The following is a 21821-nucleotide window of genomic DNA, read 5'->3' as shown; positions in this document are numbered from 1 at the left end:
ACGAAGGCTCAAGCAAACCCGACGAGGCAAGCATGGTGAAGCGGCCGACAATATCAGATCTGGCGCGCATCTCGGGCGTCAGTGTCGCCACCGTCGACCGCGTGCTGAACAACCGGCTGCCGGTGCGCGAAGAGACAGCGCGCCGCGTCTACGAGACCGCTACCGATATCGGCTATCACGCCGCCGGCCTTATCAAGCAGCGCATGCGCCAGGAATTGCCGGAGTACCGGCTGGGCTTCCTGCTGCTGCGGGGCAATGATGCCTTTTACGGCGACTTCGCGCGGGAACTCGAACTGGCCATCTCGCAATCGCAACGCTTCCGTGGCGTTGCGACCATCGATTTCGCCAGCTCCCTGGCTCCCGACGAGATCGCCTCCCAGATGCGCAGGCTGGCGGCGAAATCGAGGGCCATCGCCGTTGTCGGTCCGGACCATCCGACCCTGACAGCGGTCGTGGAAACCTTGAAGGCGAGAGGGCAGCCGGTCTTTTCCGTGCTGTCCGACTTTGCCGCCGGCATCCGGGAAGGCTATATCGGCCTCGACAACCGCAAGGTCGGGCGCACCGCCGCATGGATGATCTCCAAGGCAGCCAAGCGGCCCGGCAAGGTCGCCCTCTTCGTCGGCAGCCACCGCTTCCACGGCCATGAGCTGCGCGAGATCGGCTTTCGCTCCTTCTTCCGCGAGCACGCGCCGGAGTTCAGCGTGCTTGAAACGCTGGTCAATCTGGAAGCCAACCAGGTGACCCATGACGCGATGATCGATCTTCTGGCGCGTTATCCGGATCTTGCCGGCTGCTACGTCGCCGGCGGCGGCATGGAAGGCGCGGTCTCGGCGCTGCGGGCAGCGAAGCCCGCGACCATGCCGGTGGTCGTCTGCAACGAGATCAACGCCGAATCACGCGCGGCACTCGCCGACAACATCCTCACCATGGTGATCTCGACCCCGCTCGCCGCTTTGTGCCGTGAGCTTGTCGACCTGATGGCGCATGCCATCGAGACCGGCGCCGCCAACGCTCCGGGCCAGACCTTCCTGCCCTTCGACATCTATCTGCCGGAAAACATCTAGCCCGCCGCCGCGCAAGGCCGCCGAGGCAAATGATAGAATCCATCAGAGCGAGGCGTAAATCGGCCCGCAGGCCGCGGAATCGCCCTTGACGCCCCGATGTGAAATGGAATAAATATTTCATCATCTGTGTATTTTGGTTCTTTCGTTCCGTAATATCTGTTTCAAACGGAGGGTTTGACGTTCCAGCCAGGAGGCAGGCGTCACCCGGAACAGAAGAGACATCAGGGAGAGATTCCCCGGGGAGATCGGGGATTCCGGATAAATCGGTGAAACCGGACACCAATATGTGGAGGAGAAACACAATGAAGAAATTGATTTTGGGCGTCGCCTTCGCGGCGCTGATGAGCTCATCCGCCCTGGCCGCCAAGGTTGGCGTGTCGATGGCCAAGTTCGACGACAACTTCCTGACCGTGCTGCGCAACGGCATGATCGAGCAGGCCAAGGGCATGAGCGGCGTCGAGCTGCAGGTCGAGGACGCGCAGAACGACGTTGCCAAGCAGCTTGACCAGATCAAGAACTTCGCCGCCTCGGGCGTCGATGCCATCATCGTCAACCCGGTCGACACTTCGGCCACGCAGGCGATGTCGGACGCAGCCGCCGCAGCCAAGATCCCGCTGGTCTATGTCAACCGCGAGCCGGTCAATGTCGACACGCTGCCCGACAACCAGGCCTTCGTCGCCTCGAACGAAGCCGATTCCGGCACGCTCGAGACCAAGGAAGTCTGCCGCCTGTTCAAGGAAGCCGGCAAGAAGGAAGCCAATGTCTATGTGATCATGGGCGAGCTTTCCAACCAGGCCGCCGTGCAGCGCACCAAGGACATCGACGACGTGATCGCGACGCCGGAGTGCAGCTTCATCAAGATCATCGACAAGCAGACGTCGAACTGGAACCGCGACGAGGCGCAGAACCTGATGACCAACTGGCTGTCGACCGGCAAGCCGTTCGACGGCGTCATCGCCAACAATGACGAAAGCGCCATCGGCGCCATCCAGGCGATGAAGGCCGGCAACATCGACATGAAGGCGGTTGTCGTCGGCGGCGTCGATGCCACCCAGGACGCGCTGGCGGCCATGCAGGCGGGCGACCTCGACGTAACCGTGTTCCAGGACGCCGCCGGCCAGGGCGCCGGCGCTCTCGATGCGGCGCTCAAGCTCTCCAAGGGCGAAAAGGTCGAGCACAAGGTCTACGTGCCCTTCCAGCTGGTGACGCCAGCCAACATCGACAAGTTCCTGAAGAAGAACTGAGCCGCCAACGGTTCGATACGGAGCGGCGCTCTCGACCAAGACAGCGCCGCTCCCCTCTCTCCCTCAGCGCCGCAGGCGCGAGGGCGACCGCGGCTGATGGAGGACAGAATACGTGGCACAGACATCTCATGGCGTGGGCGGCGTCGGTTTTGATGCGAAGAAGCGCACATGGCCGGCCGAGTTCAATGTTTTCCTGGCACTGGTCATTCTCGTCGTCATCTTCGAACTGATCGGCCGCATTTTTCTCGGCGACAGCTTCCTGTTCAACACACGCAGCGACGTCGGCGGCATCTTCAACGAAGCGCGCCTGCAGATCATCATCCTGCAGGTGTCGATCGTCGGCATCATCGCCATCGGTGTGACGCAAGTGATCATCACCGGCGGCATCGACCTGTCCTCGGGCTCGATCGTCGGCGCGACCGCCATGATCGCCATGAGCTTCGCCCAGGTGGCGACGGTCAACGGCAACCCCAATCCCAAGGCGATGTTCCTGGCGCAAGGCTGGACCGACCTGCCTGTCATCGTGCCGCTGCTGGTGGCGATCGCCTGCGGCCTGTTCGCCGGCCTGGTCAATGGCGCGCTGATCGCCTACACGCGCATTCCGCCGTTCATCGCCACGCTCGGCATGATGGTGACCGCGCGCGGCATCGCCAAATGGTGGTCCAAGGGCCAGCCGATCTCGTTTCCCACCGAGAGTTTCGCCGGCATCGGCAAAGGCCTGATGCCCGTCGTCATCTTCCTGTCGCTGGCCATCCTGTTCCAGCTGATCATGACCTACACCAGGTACGGCAAGCACTGTTACGCGATCGGCTCCAACGAGGACGCCGCGCGCATGTCCGGCATCAAGATCGCCAACCACAAGATCCTGGTCTACGTCATCGCCGGCATTCTCGCCGCGCTCGCCGCCGTGGTGCTGAGCTCCAAGAACCTGACCGCGCAGTCCGGCATGGGCGTGATGTACGAGCTCGACGCCATCGCCATGGCGGTCATCGGCGGCGTCTCCCTGTCGGGCGGCCGCGGCTCGATCATCGGCACGGTGATCGGCTCGCTGATCTTCGGCGTCATCATCTCCGGCTTCACCTTCCTGCGCCTCGACGCCTACTACCAGGAGATGGTCAAGGGCGTGATCATCGTCGGTGCGGTGGTTCTCGACCAGTGGCGCCAACGCCTGCGGGCAATGAGGGCATGACCATGTCAGACATCGTCCTGAAGACTGAAAACCTGACCAAGCGCTATGGCGGCGTGCACGCGCTGGAAGGCGCGAATTTCGAACTGCGCAAGGGCGAGCATGTCGCCATCATGGGCGACAACGGCGCCGGCAAATCGACCTTCGTGCGCCAGATCACCGGCGTCGAGCAACGCACCAGCGGCCAGATCTGGTTCGACGGCAAGGAGGTGAATTTTGCCGGGCCGATCGAAGCCCGCACGGCGGGCATCGAGACCGTGTTCCAGAACCTGGCGCTGGCCGACGATCTCGACGTGCCTTCGAACCTGTTCCTCGGCCGCGAGAAGGTGTTGTTCAACCTCGGCCCGTTCTCGATCCTGGACCGCAAATACATGCGCAAGGCGACCGAGGCGGCGCTCGTCCGCACGGCGGTGAAGATCCCCAATCTGTCCAACACCATCCGCCACATGTCGGGCGGCCAGCGTCAGTGCGTGGCGATCGCCCGGACGGCGACTTTCGCCTCCAAGCTGATCATCATGGACGAGCCAACGGCTGCCCTTGGCGTGCAGGAGACCGCGCAGGTCGAAAACATCGTCCGTACGCTCAAGGACAATGGCGAGCCGCTGATCCTGATCAGCCACAATATGCGCCAGGTGTTCGATCTCTGCGACCGTATCGTCGTGTTCCGGCGCGGCCGCATCGTCGCCAATCTGCGCAAGGAGAACACCGACGGAAACGACATCGTCTCCTACATCACCGGCGCCAAGACCGGAGAGGCGGAACTCGCGGCCTAAAACAGGATGATCACCCTGTTTTAAGGTATGCGTGCGTGAAGTAATCTTGCCCCCTTCCTCAGGGAAGGTGCGGACACAACTCTCTCAAACCCATCCCCTAGAGGAAATACCCATGACCGTTCGCTTCGCTCTCCTCGGTGCCGGCCGCATCGGCAAGGTCCACGCCCGCGCCGTCGGCTCCAACCCGCAGGCCAAACTGGTTGCCGTTGCCGATGCGTTCGAGAAGGCCGCCAAAGAGCTGGCGAGCGCCTATGGCGCCGAGGTGCGCAGCATCGAGGATATCGAGAAAGCCGGTGATATCGACGCCGTCGTCATCTGCACGCCGACCGACACCCATGCCGATCTGATCGAGCGCTTCGCCAAGGCCGGCAAGGCGATCTTCTGCGAGAAGCCGATCGACCTCAACGTCAAGCGCGTCGAGAAGTGCCTGGCCGTGGTCGAGAAGACCAAGGCGACGCTGATGGTCGGCTTCAACCGCCGCTTCGATCCGCATTTCGCCGCCGTACGCAAGGCGATTGACGACGGCGCCATCGGCACCGTCGAGATGGTCACCATCACCTCGCGCGATCCCGGCGCGCCACCGATCGACTACATCAAGCGTTCGGGCGGCATTTTTCGCGACATGACCATCCATGATTTCGACATGGCGCGCTTCCTGCTCGGCGAAGAGGTCGTGGCGGTCAGCGCCCATGCCTCGGTGCTGGTCGACAAGAAGATCGGTGCTGCCGGCGATTTCGATAGCGTCAGCGTCATCCTGGAAACCGCTTCCGGCAAGCAGGCGGTCATCTCCAACTCGCGCCGCGCCACCTATGGCTACGACCAGCGCATCGAGGTGCATGGCTCGAAAGGCATGGTCGCGGCCGAGAACCAGCGCCCGGTGTCGATCGAACTGGCCAACGAGAAGGGCTATACCCGCCCGCCGCTGCACGACTTCTTCATGACCCGCTATCTCGACGCCTACGCCATTGAGATCGCCGCGTTCATCACGGCCGCGACCTCGGGCAAGAAAGCGTCGCCGAGCGGTGCGGATGGGCTGGTGGCGCTGAAGCTGGCCGACGCGGCGCTGAAATCAGCAACGACCGGCAAGACCGTCCGTCTCGACAAGTAAGAACCGGAAACTAGGGTACAGGGAGCCGAGCGATGAGCACATCCGCCGATCGCAATTCGAAGACGCGCGCCATCGTCACAGGTGGCGCCCAGGGGATCGGCTTTGCCGTCGCCGAAGCTCTGGCCGAGGAAGGTTGCCGGGCACTGGCGCTCATCGGCCGTTCGCAGGAGAAGGGCGACAAGGCCGTCGCCCATTTCAGGAGAGCCGGCGTCGACGCGATCTTCATCAGCGCCGACGTCTCTAAAGTGGCCGACTGCAAGCGGGCGGTCGCCACCGCGATCTCGCATTTCGGCACCATCAACGCCCTGGTCAACGCCGCCGCGACATCGGCGCGCGGTTCGCTGGTCGAAACCTCCGAGGAGCTTTTCGACACCATCTTCGACACCAATGTGCGCGGCCCGTTTTTCCTGATGCAAGGCGTGGTGGCGCATCTCCTGGAAAAGAAGGCACCAGGCTCGATCGTCAACGTGCTGTCGATGTCGGCGCATACCGGCCAGTCGTTCCTGACGCCCTATTCGACCAGCAAGGGCGCGCTGATGACGCTGACCAAGAACGTCGCCAACGCCTATCGTCACAACCGCATCCGCTGCAATGCGGTGCTGCCGGGCTGGATGGACACGGAGGGCGAGGACATCGTGCAGAAGAAATGGCACGATGCGCCGGACGACTGGCTGGCAAAGGCCGAAGCCGCACAGCCGATGGGGCAATTGGTGAAGCCGGACCAGTTGGCGCGGCTGATCAGCTACATGGTCAGCCCGCAGTCCGGCGTCATGACCGGATCGCTGGTCGACTATGACCAGAGCATTGCGGGGTCGTCTCCGGAATAGGGTCAGCCGAATAGCCTCTCGTCCAGAAGCAGCTCGGCCAAGCCTTGGCCGAGCTTGCCCTCGCCAGCGTGACCGGCTCCAGACCAAAAATCGCCAAGGGACCCGAGCTCTGAAAGCCCTCCCTTCCCCTGTTGCCGCCGCATCACCACTCCCATATAGTCAAGATAGTCAGACTGGTCATGGAGGTCGCAATGCTGTCTGCGCCCAAAGAGAATACCAATTGGACGGTCGCCGGGGCAAAAGCCCGGCTCTCGGAGGTTATCGAGCGCGCGCAGTCTTCGCCGCAGACGATCACCAGAAACGGCAAACCAAGCGTGGTTGTCGTCTCGGCCGAGGAATGGCAGCGCAAGACCGCGCGCAAGGGTACGCTTGCGGAGTTCCTGCTGGAGTCGCCGCTGCGCGGCGCCGATATCAACCTTGAGCGTCAGCGCGACGAACCGCGTGATCTGCCGCTGTGAGGCTTCTGCTCGATACGAATGTCCTGTCTGAAGTGACACGACCGGCGCCGGACGCACGCGTTCTGAACTGGCTGGATCGGCTTGATGAGGACCGCTCCTTCATCAGCGTCGTGTCGATCGCCGAGATCCGGCGCGGAGTCGCCCTCATGGATGAGGGTCGGAAACGTGAGGCCCTGGCCGAGTGGCTTGCTCGGGACCTGCCGCAGCGCTTCGAGCAGAGGGTTCTTCCGGTGGACGAACCGGTTGCCTTGGCCTGGGGCGACTTGATGGGCCTTGCAAAACGCAGCGGTCGCGGCCTGTCGTCGATGGACGGCCTGATCGCAGCCACGGCGATTGCGCAGGAGCTTACCTTGGCAACACGCAATACGAAGGATTTCGAAGGTTTTGGAATTGAACTTTTTGATCCCTGGACTGCATGAAGCGCTCGGCGGCGTATGTCTGCATCGGAAACACCATCACTTCGTCATCCACGGGCGGAGCAAGGAGCGTAGCGACGCGGCGCAGACCCGAGGATCCATGCCGCGACTTCCGAGTGCGCGCCACGGTGCAGAATTCTGCTCCGCTGCACTCTATGGTCAAGGTCGCGGCATGGATCCTCGGGTCTCCGCGACGGAGCTACGCTCCTGCTCCGCCCGTGGATGACGAAGGCGGGGAGGCTTCGGCCAATCCCGAATTGTCTCCAATCAGGGCACGTGACAAGCGCCTCCGCATCGACTATATGAGCCTCATGATCAACCTGACCGCCACATATTGGTACTTTAGGAGCTCGCTGGCGGCGGGAGGATTGCGCTCGATCTGAAGATTGCAGCAACAAGATCCGAACAGCCGCCATACCTGGCGGCTTTTTTGTTTCAGCCGGCAGGTTCCCTCTAAATCAAAGAGGAGCATGATGTCGTCCGAAACCGCTTCACACTTTTCGGCATCATGCTCTCGACAGGAGCAGAAAGCCGTGTTGACCACCACAGACGACCTCCGGGTCAAGGAAATCCGAGAACTGAGTACGCCGGACGAGGTGATGCGGGAGATCCCGCGCACTTTGACGGCGACGCGCACCGTCAGCGCATCGCGCAACGCAACCCATGCCATCCTGAACGGCACCGACGACCGGCTGCTCGTCATTGTCGGCCCGTGTTCGATCCACGATCCGGTCGCGGCCGTCGACTATGCCAGCCGTCTGGCGGCGCTGCGCGAGAGCCTGTCGGACCGGCTGGAGATCGTGATGCGGGTCTATTTCGAGAAACCGCGCACGACGGTCGGCTGGAAAGGCCTGATCAACGATCCCGACCTCGACGGCAGCTTCAACATCGACAAGGGGCTGCGAATGGCGCGCAATGTGCTGTCGGCCGTCAACAATCTCGGCCTGCCGGCGGCGACCGAATTCCTCGACATGACCACGCCGCAATACATTGCCGACCTGGTCGCCTGGGGCGCGATCGGCGCGCGCACGACCGAGAGCCAGATCCATCGCGAACTCGCCTCGGGCCTCTCCTGCCCGGTCGGCTTCAAGAACGGCACCGACGGCAATCTGCGCATCGCCGCCGAGGCGGTGAAATCGGCCGCCCAGCCGCATCATTTCATGGCGGTGACCAAGGGCGGACGCAGCGGCATCGCCACGACCACCGGCAATGAGGACTGCCACGTCATCCTGCGCGGCGGCGTTCAGCCCAACTATGACGCGGCGAGCGTCGAAGCCGCCGCTGTGGAACTCGCCCGCATCGGCATTGCGCCCAGGCTGATGATCGATGTCAGCCACGCCAACTCGGCCAAGAAGCCCGAGAACCAGCCCAAGGTCGCGGCAGATGTCGCCGGCCAGGTCGCGGCAGGCGACGAGCGCATCATCGGCCTGATGATCGAGAGCAATCTCGTCGCCGGCCGGCAGGACGTGGTGCCGGGCAAGCGGCTGCTCTATGGCCAGAGCATCACCGATGGCTGCATCGACTGGGCGACCACCGAGACGGTGCTGCACGGCCTTGCCGGCGCCGTCGAGTGGCGCCGCTCGGCACGCCGCGCCATGATCGACAACCGGCAGGGAGCCGCTTGAGCCACTATTGCCGGCCTTTGCCCGGCACGACCCCCACCCTAACCCTCCCCACAAGGGGGAGGGAACGCTGCCGCGCACTCCTACTCGAATCTTGACGTCTGAAAGCCTCGGCAGTTTGCCATTGTCAGCGCCGGCGGGAGTCTCCCTCCCCCTTGTGGGGAGGGGTTAGGGGTGGGGGTCTTCTTCGCAAGAAATCCCTACGCCGCTCTCAGTCCTTCCCATGCGGTAAACACCGACACGGCAAAGAGCAGCAGTCCGGCCGCCCGGCCGGCAAAAATGGTGGCCCGCGGATTGGCGATCAGAAGGTAGCGGCTGCGGCCGGCCGTGATCGCCAGCCCGCCATAGATCGCAGCCTGCGTCACCACGGTCAGCAGCCCCATGATCGTCGCCTGCATCCAGATCGGACCGTAGTCCGGTTTCAGGAACTGCGGGTAGACGGCAAGCACGAACAGGTATGCCTTCGGGTTGATCAGGCAGGTCACAAAACCCTGGCGAAAAGCCTTCCATGCGGAACGGCTGCCGGTGGGTCCGTCCTGGCCGACAGTGATGGAACTGCGCATCAGCGTGATGCCGATAAAGGCCATGTAGGCGGCGCCGGCAAGCAGCAGCGGCCTGAACAGGATCGGCACGAAATGCATCAGCAGGCCGACGCCGATGGCGCCGTTCAGCGTGTGCACCATGCCGCCGACGATGATGCCGCCGGTCGCGGCGAGAGCCCTGTCGCGCCCGCCGGTCAGTGCATTGGCGAGCACGAAGAGCATGTCCATGCCCGGAACGGCGATGATGCCGAACAGCAGGATAAAGAAAAGCCAGAGATTTTCCGCATAGCCCATGTCAGTTGCCTGCCGCCTCGCTCCGCCAAACCGCAGCGGAACCTGTTGATTTTCAATTCGATAGGCGCTCCTATAGGTCAGCCCAACTGACAATGCTGTGTCAGTTGGGCGCGCAACCTGGGGTAAAAAATGCGCAAGGCGTCACGCCTGTTCGAGATCATCCAGATCGTGCGGCTGGCGCGGCAGCCGGTGACGGCGGCAACGATTGCCGAGCGGCTGGAAGTGACGGTGCGCTCGATCTATCGCGACATCGCAGCGTTGCAGGCGATGCGCGTTCCGATCGAAGGGGGCCGCGGCATCGGCTATATCCTGCGCCCCGGCTTCGACCTGCCGCCGCTGATGTTCTCGATCGAGGAGATGGAGGCGATCGTCCTGTCGCTGGCGCTGCTGGAGCGCACCGGAGACAGCGAGCTCAAGCAGGCGGCCAAGCGCGTCAGCGCCAAGATCGCCGGCGCGGTGCCGCCACCCTTGCGGCAGGCATTCGACGCCAATGCGCTGCATGCATGGGGGTTCGCCGCGCCTTCGACCGGCGCGATCGATCTGGCGCTGGTGCGCCGCGCCATCCGCGACGAGGAGAAGCTCGATCTCTCTTATCGCGACGAGATGGGCCGCGCCTCCGAGCGTCTCATTCGCCCGATCGCGCTCATCTACTACGCCGAAACCGCCAACATCGTCGCCTGGTGCGAGCTGCGCCAGGCGATCCGCAATTTCCGCAGCGACCGGATCGAGGATTGCCAGGAGACGGGGCTGCGCTTCAAGGGCGAAGGCGACCGGTTGCGGCAGGTCTGGGTGAGCGGTTGGGAGATCAATGCGGCGGTTGGCGACTGACGCGATTTCCCTTCTCCCCCTTGTGGGAAAAGGTGGATCGGCGCGCAGCGCCGAGACGGATGAGGGGTGTTCCAGCGGAGTGAGACGTTGGTGTTCCCTGGAGCACCCCTCATCCGACCTCGCTTCGCGAGCTCACCTTCTCCCGCAAGGGGAGAAGGTGAGCCGCCGCCTCACCGCACGTCCACCCAGCGCTTTTCCTCAAACGAGCGCGCCATTGCGTGGACGGTGCGCTCGATCTCCAGCCCTTCGGCAAACTCGATGAGCTGCGCCGGCTTGCCGGCAAGCCGCGTCAGCAATTCGTGGCATTCGATGATCTTGAGGTCGTTGAAGCCGAGGCCATGGCCGGGAGCCGGCACGAAGAGGTCATAGGGCTTGTGGTGCGGCGCCACCAGGATGGTGCGGTAGCCCTGTTCGGTCGGACGGTCTGATGTGAGATAGAGCTGGAATTCGTTCGATCGCTCCTGGTCGAACAGGATCGACCCTTTAGAGCCGAAGATCTGGACGGCGATGCGGCCCTTGCGGCCCCAGGCCGAGCGGTTGACCAGCAGCGTGCCGGCAATGCCATTTTCCAGATGCATCAGCACGCTGGCGATGTCGTAGGTTTCGACCGCGCGACGGCCGCCGCTGGCCAGCTTGCGGTCGGCATAGGGTTTGGCCATGTCGCAGATGACACTGGCGACGCGGCCGAACAGGGCTGAGACCAGCGACAGCGGATGCACGGCGAAATCGTCGAGCGCGCCATAGCCTGAAGCTGCTTCGTGCTTCCAGAAGAACAGCGCTTCGGGATCGGCCATGAAGTCCTCGTCCATCTCGATGCGCAGATGGTTGACCTCGCCGATGATCTTCTCGTCGAGCAACGCGCCGATGTGGCGGATGGCCGGGCTCTGGATGTAGTTGTAGCCAAGCGCCGCGACCTTGCCGGACTTTCTCGCCGCCGCAGCCATCGCCTCGGCCTCGGCAAAGCTCGGCGCCATCGGCTTTTCGCACCACAGATGCTTGCCGGCTTCCAGGATGGCGATGGCCATTTCCGGGTGGAACTGGTTGGGCGTGGTCAGCGAGACGATATCGACTTCGGGATCGTTGACGACGGCACGCCAGTCGCCCGACGCCTTGGCGAAACCGAACTCGCCCGCCTTGCGCAGGGCAAGCTCTTCATTGACCTCGCCGAGATGGACGAGCCGTGGCTTGGCAACGTCCGGAAAGACGGCGCCGACGGCACTCCATGCGATGGCGTGACACTTGCCCATGAAACCCGTACCGATGAGACCGACGCCGACCATTTTCCGTTTCTCCACTGCTTTGAGCGCTGCGTGGATGAATTAGTCCATTTTCTCCTGGAATGGAATGTCTGCCTCATTTTTTATGGTGTTCTTGCGCAGGCTCGCTATGATGATGCACAGAGGGACGCTTCACGCATGAGCCTGGACAGAGCGACGATGGACGAACGGGTACCTCGCGATTTCGAGACGCTGCGCACCACCATCCTGGAGCGGCGCGAAAGCCTGCCGAAGCGCATCGCCCAGATCGCTGCCCATGCGCTCGACAATCCCGACGATATCGCCTTCGGCACCGCCGCCAGCATCGCCGCTTCGGCCGGCGTGCAGCCTTCGACCCTGATCCGATTTGCCCAGCAGCTTGGCTTCGATGGTTTCACCAGCCTGCAGCAGGTGTTTCGCGAACGGCTGCGCGAGCGCAACTCATCTTATGACGAAAGGCTGCAGGCGCTGCGCGTCAAGGCCGAGGGGGGTGCCGGCCATCGGTCGATCTTCGACGGCTTCGTCGCCGCCGCCTCGACCTCGCTCAACGACATCTCGCGCACGCTGGACGACGCGCATCTGGAAGAGGCCATTTCCCTGCTGGCCAAGGCGGAGACCATCTATGTGCTGGCCAAGCGCCGCTCCTATCCGGTGGCGTCCTACATCGCCTATGCGCTGGGCAAGCTGAAGATCCGCAACCAGCTGATCGAATCGGCGGCCGGGCTGAATGCCGAGATGATCGGCTTCGCCACGCCGGCGGATGCCGTCATCGCCATCTCCTTCTCGCCCTACGCGCCGGCCACGATCGAGGAGGCGCGCAGCATTTCGGAACAGGGCGTGCCGATCGTCGCCATCACCGACAGCTCGTTTTCGCCGCTCGCCCAGTTCGCCAAGGTCTGGTTCGAGGTTGCCGAGGCCGATTTCGCCGGCTTCCGCTCGCTGTCGGCGACAATGGCGCTGGCCATGGCGCTGACCGTCGGCGTCGGCGAGAAGCGACGCGACACGGGCCGCAAGCGCAAGGCCTGATCCATCGCCGAAAAGGCACTTTTCGCCGAAGGAACGCTCATTCCATATTGACTATGGATTGGAATTATTATTTCATATTCCCGGCGCCACGCTGCCGCTCGCGCGTGTACCCCAACACAACAAGGCCGACGGGAGGTTCCAATGAGCGAAGCCGTGGACGCTGAATACGCGCCGCTCGACGTCATCACTATCGGTCGCGCTTCCGTGGACCTTTATGGGCAGCAGATCGGCTCGCGGCTGGAGGACATCACCTCCTTCGCCAAGTCGGTCGGTGGCTGCCCGGCCAACATCTCGGTCGGCACGGCCAGGCTCGGCCTGCGCTCGGCACTGCTCACCCGCGTCGGCGACGAGCAGATGGGCCGCTTCATCCGCGAGCAGCTGACGCGTGAAGGCGTCAATGTCGACGGCCTTAAGACCGACAAGGAGCGGCTTACCGCCTTGGTGCTGCTGTCGGTCGAGGACGAAGGCGTCTCGCCGATGATCTTCTATCGATCGGACTGCGCCGACATGGCGCTGACGCCGGAGGACATCGACGAGGCCTTCATCGCCTCGGCCCGCTCGATCGTCGTCACCGGCACGCATTTTTCCAGGCCTAACAGCGATGCCGCGCAGCGCAAGGCGATCCGCATCATGAAGGCCAAGGGCGGCAAGGTGGTATTCGACATCGACTACCGGCCGAACCTGTGGGGCCTCGCCGGCCATGCCGAAGGGTTCGAGCGCTATGTGAAATCGGACCGGGTCTCGGCGCAGTTGAAGACGGTGCTGCCCGATTGCGACCTCATCGTCGGCACCGAGGAAGAGATCATGATCGCGTCGGGCGCCGACGATTGCCTGAGCGCCTTGAAGACGATCCGCTCGCTGTCGTCCGCGACCATTGTGCTCAAGCGCGGCGCAATGGGCTGCATCGTCTATGACGGACCGATCAGCGACGACCTCGAGGACGGTGTCGTCGGCAAGGGGTTTCCGATCGAGATCTACAATGTGCTGGGCGCCGGCGACGCCTTCATGTCCGGCTTCCTGCGCGGCTGGCTGGGTGGCGAAGACCATGCGACGGCGGCGACCTGGGCCAATGCCTGCGGCGCCTTCGCCGTGTCGCGGCTGCTCTGCGCGCCGGAATATCCGACCTTCGAAGAACTGCGGTTCTTCCTCAAACACGGCAGCAGGCATCTGGCGTTGCGCAAGGACGAGGCGATCAACCACATCCATTGGGCAACGACACGCCGGCGTGACATTCCCTCGCTGATGGCGCTTGCCTGCGACCACCGCGTGCAGCTCGAGGATGTGGCGGCGAAGGCCAGCGCCGATCCGGCACGGATCGAAGAATTCAAGGTGCTGGCGGTCAAGGCGGCTGCGAAGGTCGCCGTCGGCCGCGACGGCTACGGCATGCTGATCGACGAGAAACACGGCCGCAAGGCAATGTTCGAATTCGCCAGGCATTCCTTCGCCTGGCTCGGGCGGCCGGTGGAGTTGCCGGGCTCGCGGCCGCTGCGCTTCGAATTCTCGCAGGACATCGGCTCGCAGCTTGTCGAATGGCCGGTCGACCACTGCATCAAATGCCTGTGTTTCTATCACCCCGACGATCCGGCGGCGCTGAAGGAAGAACAGCAGCAGAAGTTGCGCGCCCTGTTCGAAGGCGCGCGGAAGGTCGGCAGGGAACTTCTCATCGAGATCATTGCCGGCAAACATGGCAAGCTCGACGACACGACGATCCCGCGCGCGTTGGAGGAACTCTATGCGCTCGGCATCAAGCCGGACTGGTGGAAGCTCGAGCCGCAGGCGTCGAGCGGCGCCTGGGCGAAGATCGAGGCCGTCATCCTGAAGCACGACCCCTGGTGCCGCGGCGTCGTGCTGCTGGGCCTGGAAGCGCCGCAGGACGAGCTGGAAGCGGCGTTCGCCGCCACCGCCAAGGCGCCCATCGTCAAGGGCTTTGCCGTCGGCCGCACCATCTTCGTCCATGCGGCCGAGCAATGGCTGGCCGGCAAGATGTCGGATGACGAGGCGATCGCCGATATGGCGCAGCGCTTCGAACAGTTGACGGATGCGTGGCTTGCCGCGCGCGGCCGCAAGGCGGCATAAGAAGGCGCGGAATAGGACTGCGGAGGAAAACACCATGAGCAAGACAATCCGCCTGACGATGGCGCAGGCGCTGACCCGCTTCCTCAGCCGCCAGATGACCGAGATCGACGGGAGCAAAGTCCCGATCTTCGGCGGCGTCTGGGCGATCTTCGGCCACGGCAATGTCGCTGGCATCGGCGAGGCGCTTTATCAGCTGCGCGACGAGCTGCCGACCTTCCGCGCCCACAATGAACAGGCGATGGCGCATGCGGCGATTGCCTACGCCAAGGCCAATTTCCGCCGCCGCTTCATGGCCGCGACCTCTTCGATCGGCCCCGGCGCGCTCAACATGGTGACGGCGGCGGCGCTCGCCCATGTAAACAGGTTGCCCGTCCTGTTTTTGCCGGGCGACGTCTTCGCCAACCGCATCCCAGACCCGGTGCTGCAGCAGGCCGAGGTTTTCTCCGACGGCACGGCGACGGTCAATGACTGCTTCCGTCCGGTTTCACGCTATTTCGACCGCATCACCCGGCCGGAGCAGATCATCCCGGCGCTCAGCCGCGCCATGGCTGTGCTGACCGATCCGGCCGAATGCGGCCCGGTGACGCTGTCTCTGTGCCAGGACGTGCAGGCCGAGGCCTACGACTACCCCGAGAGTTTCTTTGCCGAGAGGGTCTGGCACCAGCGCCGGCCGCGCCCGGATCGCCATGAGCTTGCCGCCGCGGTAGCGGCGCTGAAGGGCGCAAAAAAGCCGCTGGTGATCGCCGGCGGCGGTGTCCTCTATTCGCAGGCGTCGGACGAACTGGCGAAATTCGCCGAGAGCGCCGGCATCCCGGTCTGCGAGACGCAAGGCGGCAAATCCTCGCTGCCGGACGATCATCCGCTCAACATGGCGGCGGTCGGCGTCACCGGCACTTCTGCCGCCAATCGGCTGGCTGAGGAAGCCGATGTCGTGCTGGCCATCGGCACGCGCCTGCAGGACTTCACCACCGGCTCGTGGGCGCTGTTCAAGAATTCCGGCAAGACCATCATCGGGCTCAACGTGCAGCCCTTCGACGCCGGCAAGCACCGGGCGCTGCCACTGGTCGCCGATGCGGCCGAGGGCCTGGCGGAACTCGGCGCGGATCTGAAAGGCTGGAAGGCGCCGGCAAGCTGGACCGCCAATGCGGCCACCGGCAAGAAGGCCTGGCAGGCCGAGGCGGCCAAGGTGACCGCGTCGACCAATGCCGCCTACCCGTCCGACGCGCAGGTGATCGGCGCCGTGCAGCGCGCCATGGGCTCCGGTGTGACGCTGCTGAATGCCTCCGGCGGGTTGCCGGGCGAATTGCACAAACTTTGGCAGGCGGGCGCGCCCGGATCGTATCATGGCGAATATGGCTTCTCGACCATGGGCTACGAGATCGCCGGCGGGCTCGGAGCCAAGATGGCGAAGCCCGGCGAGGAGATCGTCGTCATGATCGGCGACGGCTCCTACCTGATGATGAACTCCGAAATCGCCACCTCGGTGATGCTCGGCCTCAAGCTCACTATCGTGCTGCTCGACAACAGAGGCTATGGCTGCATCAACCGGCTGCAGATGGCGACCGGCGGCGCGAACTTCAACAATCTGCTGAAGGACTCGCGCCACGAGGTCCTGCCCGACATCGACTTTGCCGCGCATGCGGCGAGCATGGGGGCGATCGCCGAGAAAGTGCCGTCGATCGCCGGGCTGGAAAACGCGCTGGCACAAGCCAGGAAGAATACGCGCACCACGGTGCTCGTCATCGACACCGACCCGCTGGTTTCCACAGATGCCGGCGGCCATTGGTGGGACGTGGCGGTGCCGGAAGTGTCGGCAAGGCCGCAGGTCAACGCGGCGCGCAAGGCGTATGACGAAAAGCGGAAGATGCAGAGTGTGGGTGATTGAGGTCGGCGCTGCCCCTCACCTGCCTGCCGGCATCCTCTCCCCGTATAGGGACGGGGAGAGGGACGCTGTCACCACCGGTTTCGCCAATCACCGCCGTCGCAAGAAAGACGCCGAGGTCGCGGCTAGACCCCTCCTCCCCGTCACTATACGGGGAGAAGGTGCCGGCAGGCGGATGAGGGGCGGCGGCAACCAAAGGATAACTGTTCTAAACCGGAGTGACGAATTGAAAGCCAAACTGGGCATGTCCCCCATTGCGTGGTGGAACGACGATCTTGCGGAACTCAGCGATGATGTGTCGCTGGAAGAATGCCTGCGCCAGTCGCGCTCGGCCGGCTTCACCGGCATGGAGATGGGCCGGCGTTTTCCCAATGATCCCGAAATCATGCTGCCGATCCTGAAGGCAGCCGACGTCACGCTATGCGGTGGCTGGTTCTCCGGCACGCTGGTCGATGGGGAGATGGCCGACAACAAGGATCGCATCCAGCCGATGATCGACCTGTTCAAGGCGGTGAATGCACCTTGCATCGTTTATGGCGAAGTCGGCCGCTCGATCCAGGGCGACCGCTCGAAGCAGCTGGCGACCAAGCCGAAGCTGTCGGATGACGAGATGAAGGCCTACGCGAAACGCCTGACCGCGTTTGGCGAATGGTGCGCCGAACAGGGCATGCCGCTGTCCTACCACCACCACATGGCGGCGGTGGTCGAGACCGAGCCGGAGCTCGATGCCTTCATGCGCTATTCCGGAGCCGGCATTCCGCTGCTGCTCGATGCAGGCCATCTGGCATTCGCCGGCGGCGACGTGCTGCGCGCCATCGACAACCACCACACCCGGATCAGCCATGTGCATGTGAAAGACGTTCGCATGGAGGTGATCGACAGGCTCGACCGCTCGAAGCAATCCTTCCTCGACGCGGTGGCGCTGGGCGCCTTCACCGTACCGGGCGACGGCTCGCTGGATTTCGGCGCCATCGTGCAGCGCTTCGCCGACCATGGCTATGAGGGCTGGTTCGTAGTCGAGGCCGAGCAGGACCCGAAAAAGAACCCGCCACTCAGGATGGCGCAGGTTGGCTACAAGGAATTGATGCGCGTCATGACCGCCGCCGGCTATACGGTCGAGACGCAAGGCTTTCCAAATGTCTAGTTTCCCAATGGCTGGTGCGACGGGTTCCCGGCGAGACCGATTGCTGTAGATTGGCCCTATGAAAGATTCCGAACACCCCTTCTTCCGGCCTTTGTGGCGGCGTGCCGCCATCGTCGCGGTCTGCGTCATCTGGTCGATCATCGAGTTCGCCACCGGCACGCCGTTCTGGGGCATGATCGCGCTCGGCTTCGCCGGCTACGCCGTCTGGCAGTTTTTTTATCTCTACAAGCCCGCTGACGAGGCGAAGCCTTCGGTCGAGCCCGAGCCGAAGGAGTAACTGATCGCATGCGTTGGCGACTAGCTTGCAGTGCTTCTCGTTTCGTCATCCTGGGGCGGAGCAAGGAGCGAAGCGACGCGGCGCAGACCCTAGGATCCATGCCATGACTTTGAAGCTGGTGTGACGGTGCAGAATCCGCTCCGCTGCGCCCTTCGGCCGAGGCAACGGCATGGATCCTAGGGTCTCCCCGACGGAGCTTCGCTCCTGCTTCGCCCTAGGATGACGAAGTTGGAAGGGCGCCGGCCGAAGATTTGCGATGGCCCTTTCAAACAGGCGGCTTGGCTTCACGGAGTCCTTCAAGCCAACGGAATAGGAGACAAAAATGTCGAAGCTGCTCGTCAAAGCCGACAAGGGCCATGGCCGCGTCGCCCATGTGACGCCGAAAAGCGCCGGCTGGACCTATGTCGGTTTCGACCTGCATCGGCTGAAGCCGGGCGAGAGCGTCTCCGGCAAGACGGAGGATCGCGAAGTCTGCCTGGTGTTCGTTACCGGCAAGGGCAAGGCTTCAGCCGGCGGCAAGGACCTCGGCCTGCTCGGCGAGCGCATGTCGCCCTTCGAGGGCAAGCCGTGGTCGGTGTATGTCCCTGAGGGATCGGACTGGTCGGTGACGGCGGACACCGGACTGGAACTCGCGGTCTGCTCGGCACCGGGCCTTGGCGGCGGCCTGCCGGTGCGGGTGATCGCGCCGGACGACCTCGGCCAGGAGGTGCGCGGCAAGGGCACCAACACGCGCTACGTCACCAACATATTGCCGGAGGGCGAGCCGGCCGATTCGCTGCTGGTGGTCGAGGTGATCACGCCCGGCGGGCATACATCGAGCTATCCGCCGCACAAGCACGACCAGGACAATCTACCCGCCGAATCCTACCTCGAGGAAACCTACTATCACCGTCTCAACCCGCCGCAGGGCTTTGCCTTCCAGCGCGTCTACACCGATGCCGACAAGAATGGCCATCGCGCGCTCGACGAAGCGATGGCGATCGAGGATGGCGATGTCGTGCTGGTGCCCGAGGGTTATCACCCCTGCGCCGCCTGCCACGGCTACGACCTCTATTATCTCAACGTCATGGCAGGGCCGAAGCGGACGTGGAAATTCCACAACGCGCCCGAGCACGAGTGGTTGATGAAGGCCTGATCGGTCGCTGCGTGAGCACTCGCTCCCTGGTCCAGCACGAAAAAATCGTCGGCTAATGACCCCGCCGCAGCGTTTTGTTACCTGAAAGCCAGCAAGGCTTCGTCAATTCGTCATGGAAATCACCTATGGCAGCGAAGCTGACAAGGACTTTCCATGCGCTACGCCCTCTATTTCACCCCCCGGCAGGACGAGCCACTGGCGCGGATCGCCGCCGACTGGCTGGGCCGCGACCCGTTCGGCGCCGCGACGAGGCCGGTCGAAGCGGTGGCAGACCTGTCGGCGGCGGAAGTCGCTTTCCACACCGCTTCGGCGCGCCGCTATGGCTTTCACGCAACGCTGAAAGCCCCCTTCCGCCTGGCTGCCGACGAGACGGAAGCCTCGCTGCGCGCCGCACTCGACCAATTCGCCGAGGTGACGCCGGTGGTGACCATCCCGCGTCTCGTGGTCAGCCAGATAGACGGCTTCTTCGCATTGGTGCCGGAAGGGCCAGTGCCTGCGCTCAACCGGTTCGCCGATGACGTGGTGCGTGATTTCGACCGATTTCGCGCACCGCTGAGCGAAGCGGAAATCGAGCGGCGCAGCCCGGATTCGCTGAAGCCGGCCGAGTTCCGCAATCTCTGCCAATGGGGTTACCCCTATGTCTTCGAAACCTTTCGCTTCCACATGACGCTGTCGGGCCGGGCGGGGTCACAGGAAAGCCCTCGTTTGCGCGCAGCGATCGACAGCCTGTTCGCGGAAGTGCTGCAACAGAAGGTGCTGGTGGATGCGCTGACCTTGTTTGTCGAAACCGAACCGGGTGCACCGTTCATGGTGCTCTCGCGTCACGCGCTCGGGCGCCGCCCGGCCAGAAAAACCGCCTGAAGGACTGCCTGAAATGACCGCCGAGACTGTTCTCCACAATGCCCGCATCGTGCTTGCCGACGAGATTGTCGAAGGTTCGCTGGTGCTGCGCGACGGCTTTATCGCCGGCATCGAATCCGGCATCAGCCGCATCGGCGAGGATATGGGCGGCGACTATGTCATTCCCGGGCTGGTCGAATTGCACACCGACCATCTCGAAGGCCACTACGCGCCGCGGCCCAAGGTGCGCTGGAATCCGATCGCCGCCGTGCTCGCCCATGACGCGCAGGTGGCAACCGCCGGCATCACCACCGTGCTCGACGCCTTGCGCGTCGGCATGGACGAAGACGCCGACCTGACATCGGCCGACATCCGCAAGCTGGCCGACGCGATCGAGGACAGTGTGAAGCAGGACCGTCTGCGCGCCGACCATTTCATCCATCTGCGCTGCGAGGTTTCGGCACCGGACTGCCTCAGGGCTTTCGCCAATTTCGACGGCGACGAGCGGGTCAAGCTGGCGTCGCTGATGGACCATGCGCCAGGCCAGCGCCAGTTCGTCGATCTCGAGACCTATGCCTACTATTACCAGCGCAAGCTGAAGCTGACCGATCGCGACTTCAAGCTGTTCTGCGAAAAACGGATGGCCGAATCGGCGCGCAATTCGGCGCCGAACCGGGCGGTGATATCAGCCGCCTGCCAGGAGCGCGGCATCGTGCTGGCCAGCCACGACGACGCCACGTCAGGCCATGTCGACGAGGCGATCGAGCAGGGCGTGCGCGTCGCCGAATTCCCGACCACGGAAGAGGCCGCCAGGGCCTCGAAAGAGGCCGGGATGGGTGTGCTGATGGGCGCGCCCAACGTCATGCGCGGCGCCTCGCATTCGGGCAATGTCTCGGCCCGCACGCTGGCCAGCGACGGCCTGCTCGACATCTTGTCGTCCGACTATATTCCCTTCAGCCTGATCCAGTCGGCGTTCTTCCTCGGCGATGTCGTCGAAGGCATTTCCCTGCCGCAGGCCGTCGCCATGGTCTCGAAGAACCCGGCCGATGCGGTTGGCCTGACCGATCGCGGCGTCATCGAACAGGGCCGCCGCGCCGATCTGGTGCGCGTGCGCGTCGACGACCATGTCCCGGTGGTGCGCACCGTGTGGCGGCAGGGACGCCGGGTCGCATGATGGTGTCGGCATCGATCGAGCGTGAACTGTCGGCCGAGACGTTTCCGATCCGCGATGGCGTTTTCGTCGCCGTCGTTGGCCCAAGCGGCGCCGGCAAGGACACGGTGATCGGCTACGCCCGCGCCCGCTTTGCCGATGAGACAAGGCTGGAGTTCGTCCGCCGCGTCATCACCAGGCCGAGCGATGTCGCCAGCGAGGACCACGACACGCTGGCCGATGCCGCCTTCGTCGAGGCCGAAGCCGATGGCGCCTTCGCCATCTCCTGGGAAGCGCACGGCTTGCGCTACGGCATCCCCGCCGATGTCGACTGGTCCGTTGCCAATGGCCGTGTCGCTGTCGCCAATGTGTCGCGCGCGATCATCCCCTCCTTGCGCGAACGCTATGCCAATCTGGCCATCGTCGAGATCACCGCCTCGCCTGAAGTGCTGGCCGAGCGTCTGGCGATGCGCGGCCGCGAGTCACGCGGCGAAGTGCTGGCGCGGCTGGCGCGCAGCGCCAATGTCACTCTGTCCGGGTCCGGCGTCACCTCGATCGACAACAGCGGCCCGCGCGAAGCGGCCGGCGAACGCTTCGCCGAGGTGCTGCGCAAGGCGATGGCTTTTTCCGACATGTCGGGCCTGATCTAGATCGTCGGCTCCTGACGCCTCGT

Annotated in this window: 21 protein-coding genes; 19 read left to right on the top strand and 2 right to left on the bottom strand. The window is 63.9% G+C overall.

The window, feature by feature from the left end; all coding sequences use genetic code 11:
* The first annotated feature begins 32 nt into the window (after positions 1-32).
* From AC0L24_RS15660 to AC0L24_RS15620, 9 genes are all read left to right on the top strand, one after another.
* Positions 33-1064 carry a LacI family DNA-binding transcriptional regulator gene (locus AC0L24_RS15660; protein WP_023810652.1) on the top strand — a complete coding sequence of 344 codons (1032 nt, stop codon included), beginning with the start codon at positions 33-35 and terminating at the stop codon, positions 1062-1064.
* 302 nt (positions 1065-1366) lie between these two features.
* On the top strand, positions 1367-2308 hold the full coding sequence (locus AC0L24_RS15655) for a sugar ABC transporter substrate-binding protein (RefSeq protein ID WP_127808285.1): 942 nt from the start codon (positions 1367-1369) through the stop codon (positions 2306-2308).
* 112 nt (positions 2309-2420) lie between these two features.
* Positions 2421-3497, top strand: coding sequence for an ABC transporter permease (locus tag AC0L24_RS15650; RefSeq protein WP_127808286.1), 1077 nt, complete (start codon positions 2421-2423; stop codon positions 3495-3497).
* 2 nt (positions 3498-3499) lie between these two features.
* Entirely contained in the window at positions 3500-4267 is a 768-nt protein-coding gene (locus AC0L24_RS15645) for an ATP-binding cassette domain-containing protein (RefSeq protein WP_023810655.1), read from the top strand.
* Between the two features lie 112 nt (positions 4268-4379).
* A complete protein-coding gene (iolG, locus tag AC0L24_RS15640; protein ID WP_027039991.1) occupies positions 4380-5375 on the top strand; it encodes an inositol 2-dehydrogenase in 996 nt (331 codons plus the stop codon).
* A gap of 32 nt (positions 5376-5407) precedes the next feature.
* A complete protein-coding gene (locus AC0L24_RS15635; RefSeq protein ID WP_127382806.1) occupies positions 5408-6202 on the top strand; it encodes an SDR family oxidoreductase in 795 nt (264 codons plus the stop codon).
* Positions 6203-6393: 191 nt separating this feature from the next.
* On the top strand, positions 6394-6660 hold the full coding sequence (locus AC0L24_RS15630; protein WP_127808287.1) for a type II toxin-antitoxin system Phd/YefM family antitoxin: 267 nt from the start codon (positions 6394-6396) through the stop codon (positions 6658-6660).
* Positions 6657-7079, top strand: coding sequence for a type II toxin-antitoxin system VapC family toxin (locus AC0L24_RS15625; protein WP_127808288.1), 423 nt, complete (start codon positions 6657-6659; stop codon positions 7077-7079). The genes AC0L24_RS15630 and AC0L24_RS15625 overlap by 4 nt, the downstream gene beginning before the upstream one ends.
* A gap of 530 nt (positions 7080-7609) precedes the next feature.
* On the top strand, positions 7610-8701 hold the full coding sequence (locus AC0L24_RS15620; RefSeq protein ID WP_127808289.1) for a 3-deoxy-7-phosphoheptulonate synthase: 1092 nt from the start codon (positions 7610-7612) through the stop codon (positions 8699-8701).
* 197 nt (positions 8702-8898) lie between these two features.
* Here AC0L24_RS15620 and AC0L24_RS15615 read toward each other — a convergent pair whose 3' ends face one another.
* Positions 8899-9534: a LysE family translocator gene (locus tag AC0L24_RS15615; RefSeq protein WP_127808290.1), complete on the bottom strand. Its 636-nt coding sequence runs from the start codon at positions 9532-9534 to the stop codon at positions 8899-8901.
* 129 nt (positions 9535-9663) lie between these two features.
* On the opposite strand from AC0L24_RS15615, the gene AC0L24_RS15610 reads away from it, so the two are divergent.
* The gene (locus tag AC0L24_RS15610) at positions 9664-10362 is read left to right on the top strand and encodes a helix-turn-helix transcriptional regulator (RefSeq protein WP_127808291.1); all 699 of its coding nucleotides are present in this window, start codon (positions 9664-9666) and stop codon (positions 10360-10362) included.
* 170 nt (positions 10363-10532) lie between these two features.
* On the opposite strand, the gene AC0L24_RS15605 is transcribed toward AC0L24_RS15610, so the two are convergent.
* The gene (locus AC0L24_RS15605) at positions 10533-11642 is read right to left on the bottom strand and encodes a Gfo/Idh/MocA family protein (protein ID WP_473563952.1); all 1110 of its coding nucleotides are present in this window, start codon (positions 11640-11642) and stop codon (positions 10533-10535) included.
* Between the two features lie 156 nt (positions 11643-11798).
* Between AC0L24_RS15605 and AC0L24_RS15600 the strand changes: the two genes are divergently transcribed.
* The 9 genes from AC0L24_RS15600 (at position 11799) to phnN (ending at position 21798) form a co-directional block, all read left to right on the top strand.
* Positions 11799-12644, top strand: a complete 846-nt coding sequence (locus AC0L24_RS15600) for a MurR/RpiR family transcriptional regulator (protein ID WP_189367379.1) — start codon at positions 11799-11801, stop codon at positions 12642-12644.
* A 141-nt stretch (positions 12645-12785) separates the two neighbouring features.
* Positions 12786-14720 (top strand): bifunctional 5-dehydro-2-deoxygluconokinase/5-dehydro-2-deoxyphosphogluconate aldolase, encoded by a 1935-nt coding sequence (locus tag AC0L24_RS15595; RefSeq protein ID WP_473563951.1) that lies wholly within the window; start codon positions 12786-12788, stop codon positions 14718-14720.
* 34 nt (positions 14721-14754) lie between these two features.
* Entirely contained in the window at positions 14755-16605 is a 1851-nt protein-coding gene (iolD, locus tag AC0L24_RS15590) for a 3D-(3,5/4)-trihydroxycyclohexane-1,2-dione acylhydrolase (decyclizing) (RefSeq protein WP_473563950.1), read from the top strand.
* 223 nt (positions 16606-16828) lie between these two features.
* Entirely contained in the window at positions 16829-17746 is a 918-nt protein-coding gene (iolE, locus tag AC0L24_RS15585) for a myo-inosose-2 dehydratase (protein ID WP_473563949.1), read from the top strand.
* Between the two features lie 58 nt (positions 17747-17804).
* On the top strand, positions 17805-18023 hold the full coding sequence (locus AC0L24_RS15580; RefSeq protein ID WP_127398902.1) for a DUF3329 domain-containing protein: 219 nt from the start codon (positions 17805-17807) through the stop codon (positions 18021-18023).
* Between the two features lie 322 nt (positions 18024-18345).
* On the top strand, positions 18346-19158 hold the full coding sequence (iolB, locus tag AC0L24_RS15575) for a 5-deoxy-glucuronate isomerase (RefSeq protein WP_292661212.1): 813 nt from the start codon (positions 18346-18348) through the stop codon (positions 19156-19158).
* Between the two features lie 153 nt (positions 19159-19311).
* Entirely contained in the window at positions 19312-20019 is a 708-nt protein-coding gene (locus tag AC0L24_RS15570; protein ID WP_127808298.1) for a DUF1045 domain-containing protein, read from the top strand.
* Positions 20020-20032: 13 nt separating this feature from the next.
* Positions 20033-21172 carry an alpha-D-ribose 1-methylphosphonate 5-triphosphate diphosphatase gene (locus AC0L24_RS15565; RefSeq protein WP_292661684.1) on the top strand — a complete coding sequence of 380 codons (1140 nt, stop codon included), beginning with the start codon at positions 20033-20035 and terminating at the stop codon, positions 21170-21172.
* On the top strand, positions 21169-21798 hold the full coding sequence (gene phnN / locus AC0L24_RS15560; RefSeq protein WP_164748922.1) for a phosphonate metabolism protein/1,5-bisphosphokinase (PRPP-forming) PhnN: 630 nt from the start codon (positions 21169-21171) through the stop codon (positions 21796-21798). The genes AC0L24_RS15565 and phnN overlap by 4 nt, the downstream gene beginning before the upstream one ends.
* Positions 21799-21821: the final 23 nt, after the last annotated feature.

Source organism: Mesorhizobium sp. WSM4809, from assembly GCF_055811655.1.
Note: the sequence above shows the minus strand (reverse complement) of the source record. Positions and strands in the feature narration are given on the sequence as shown.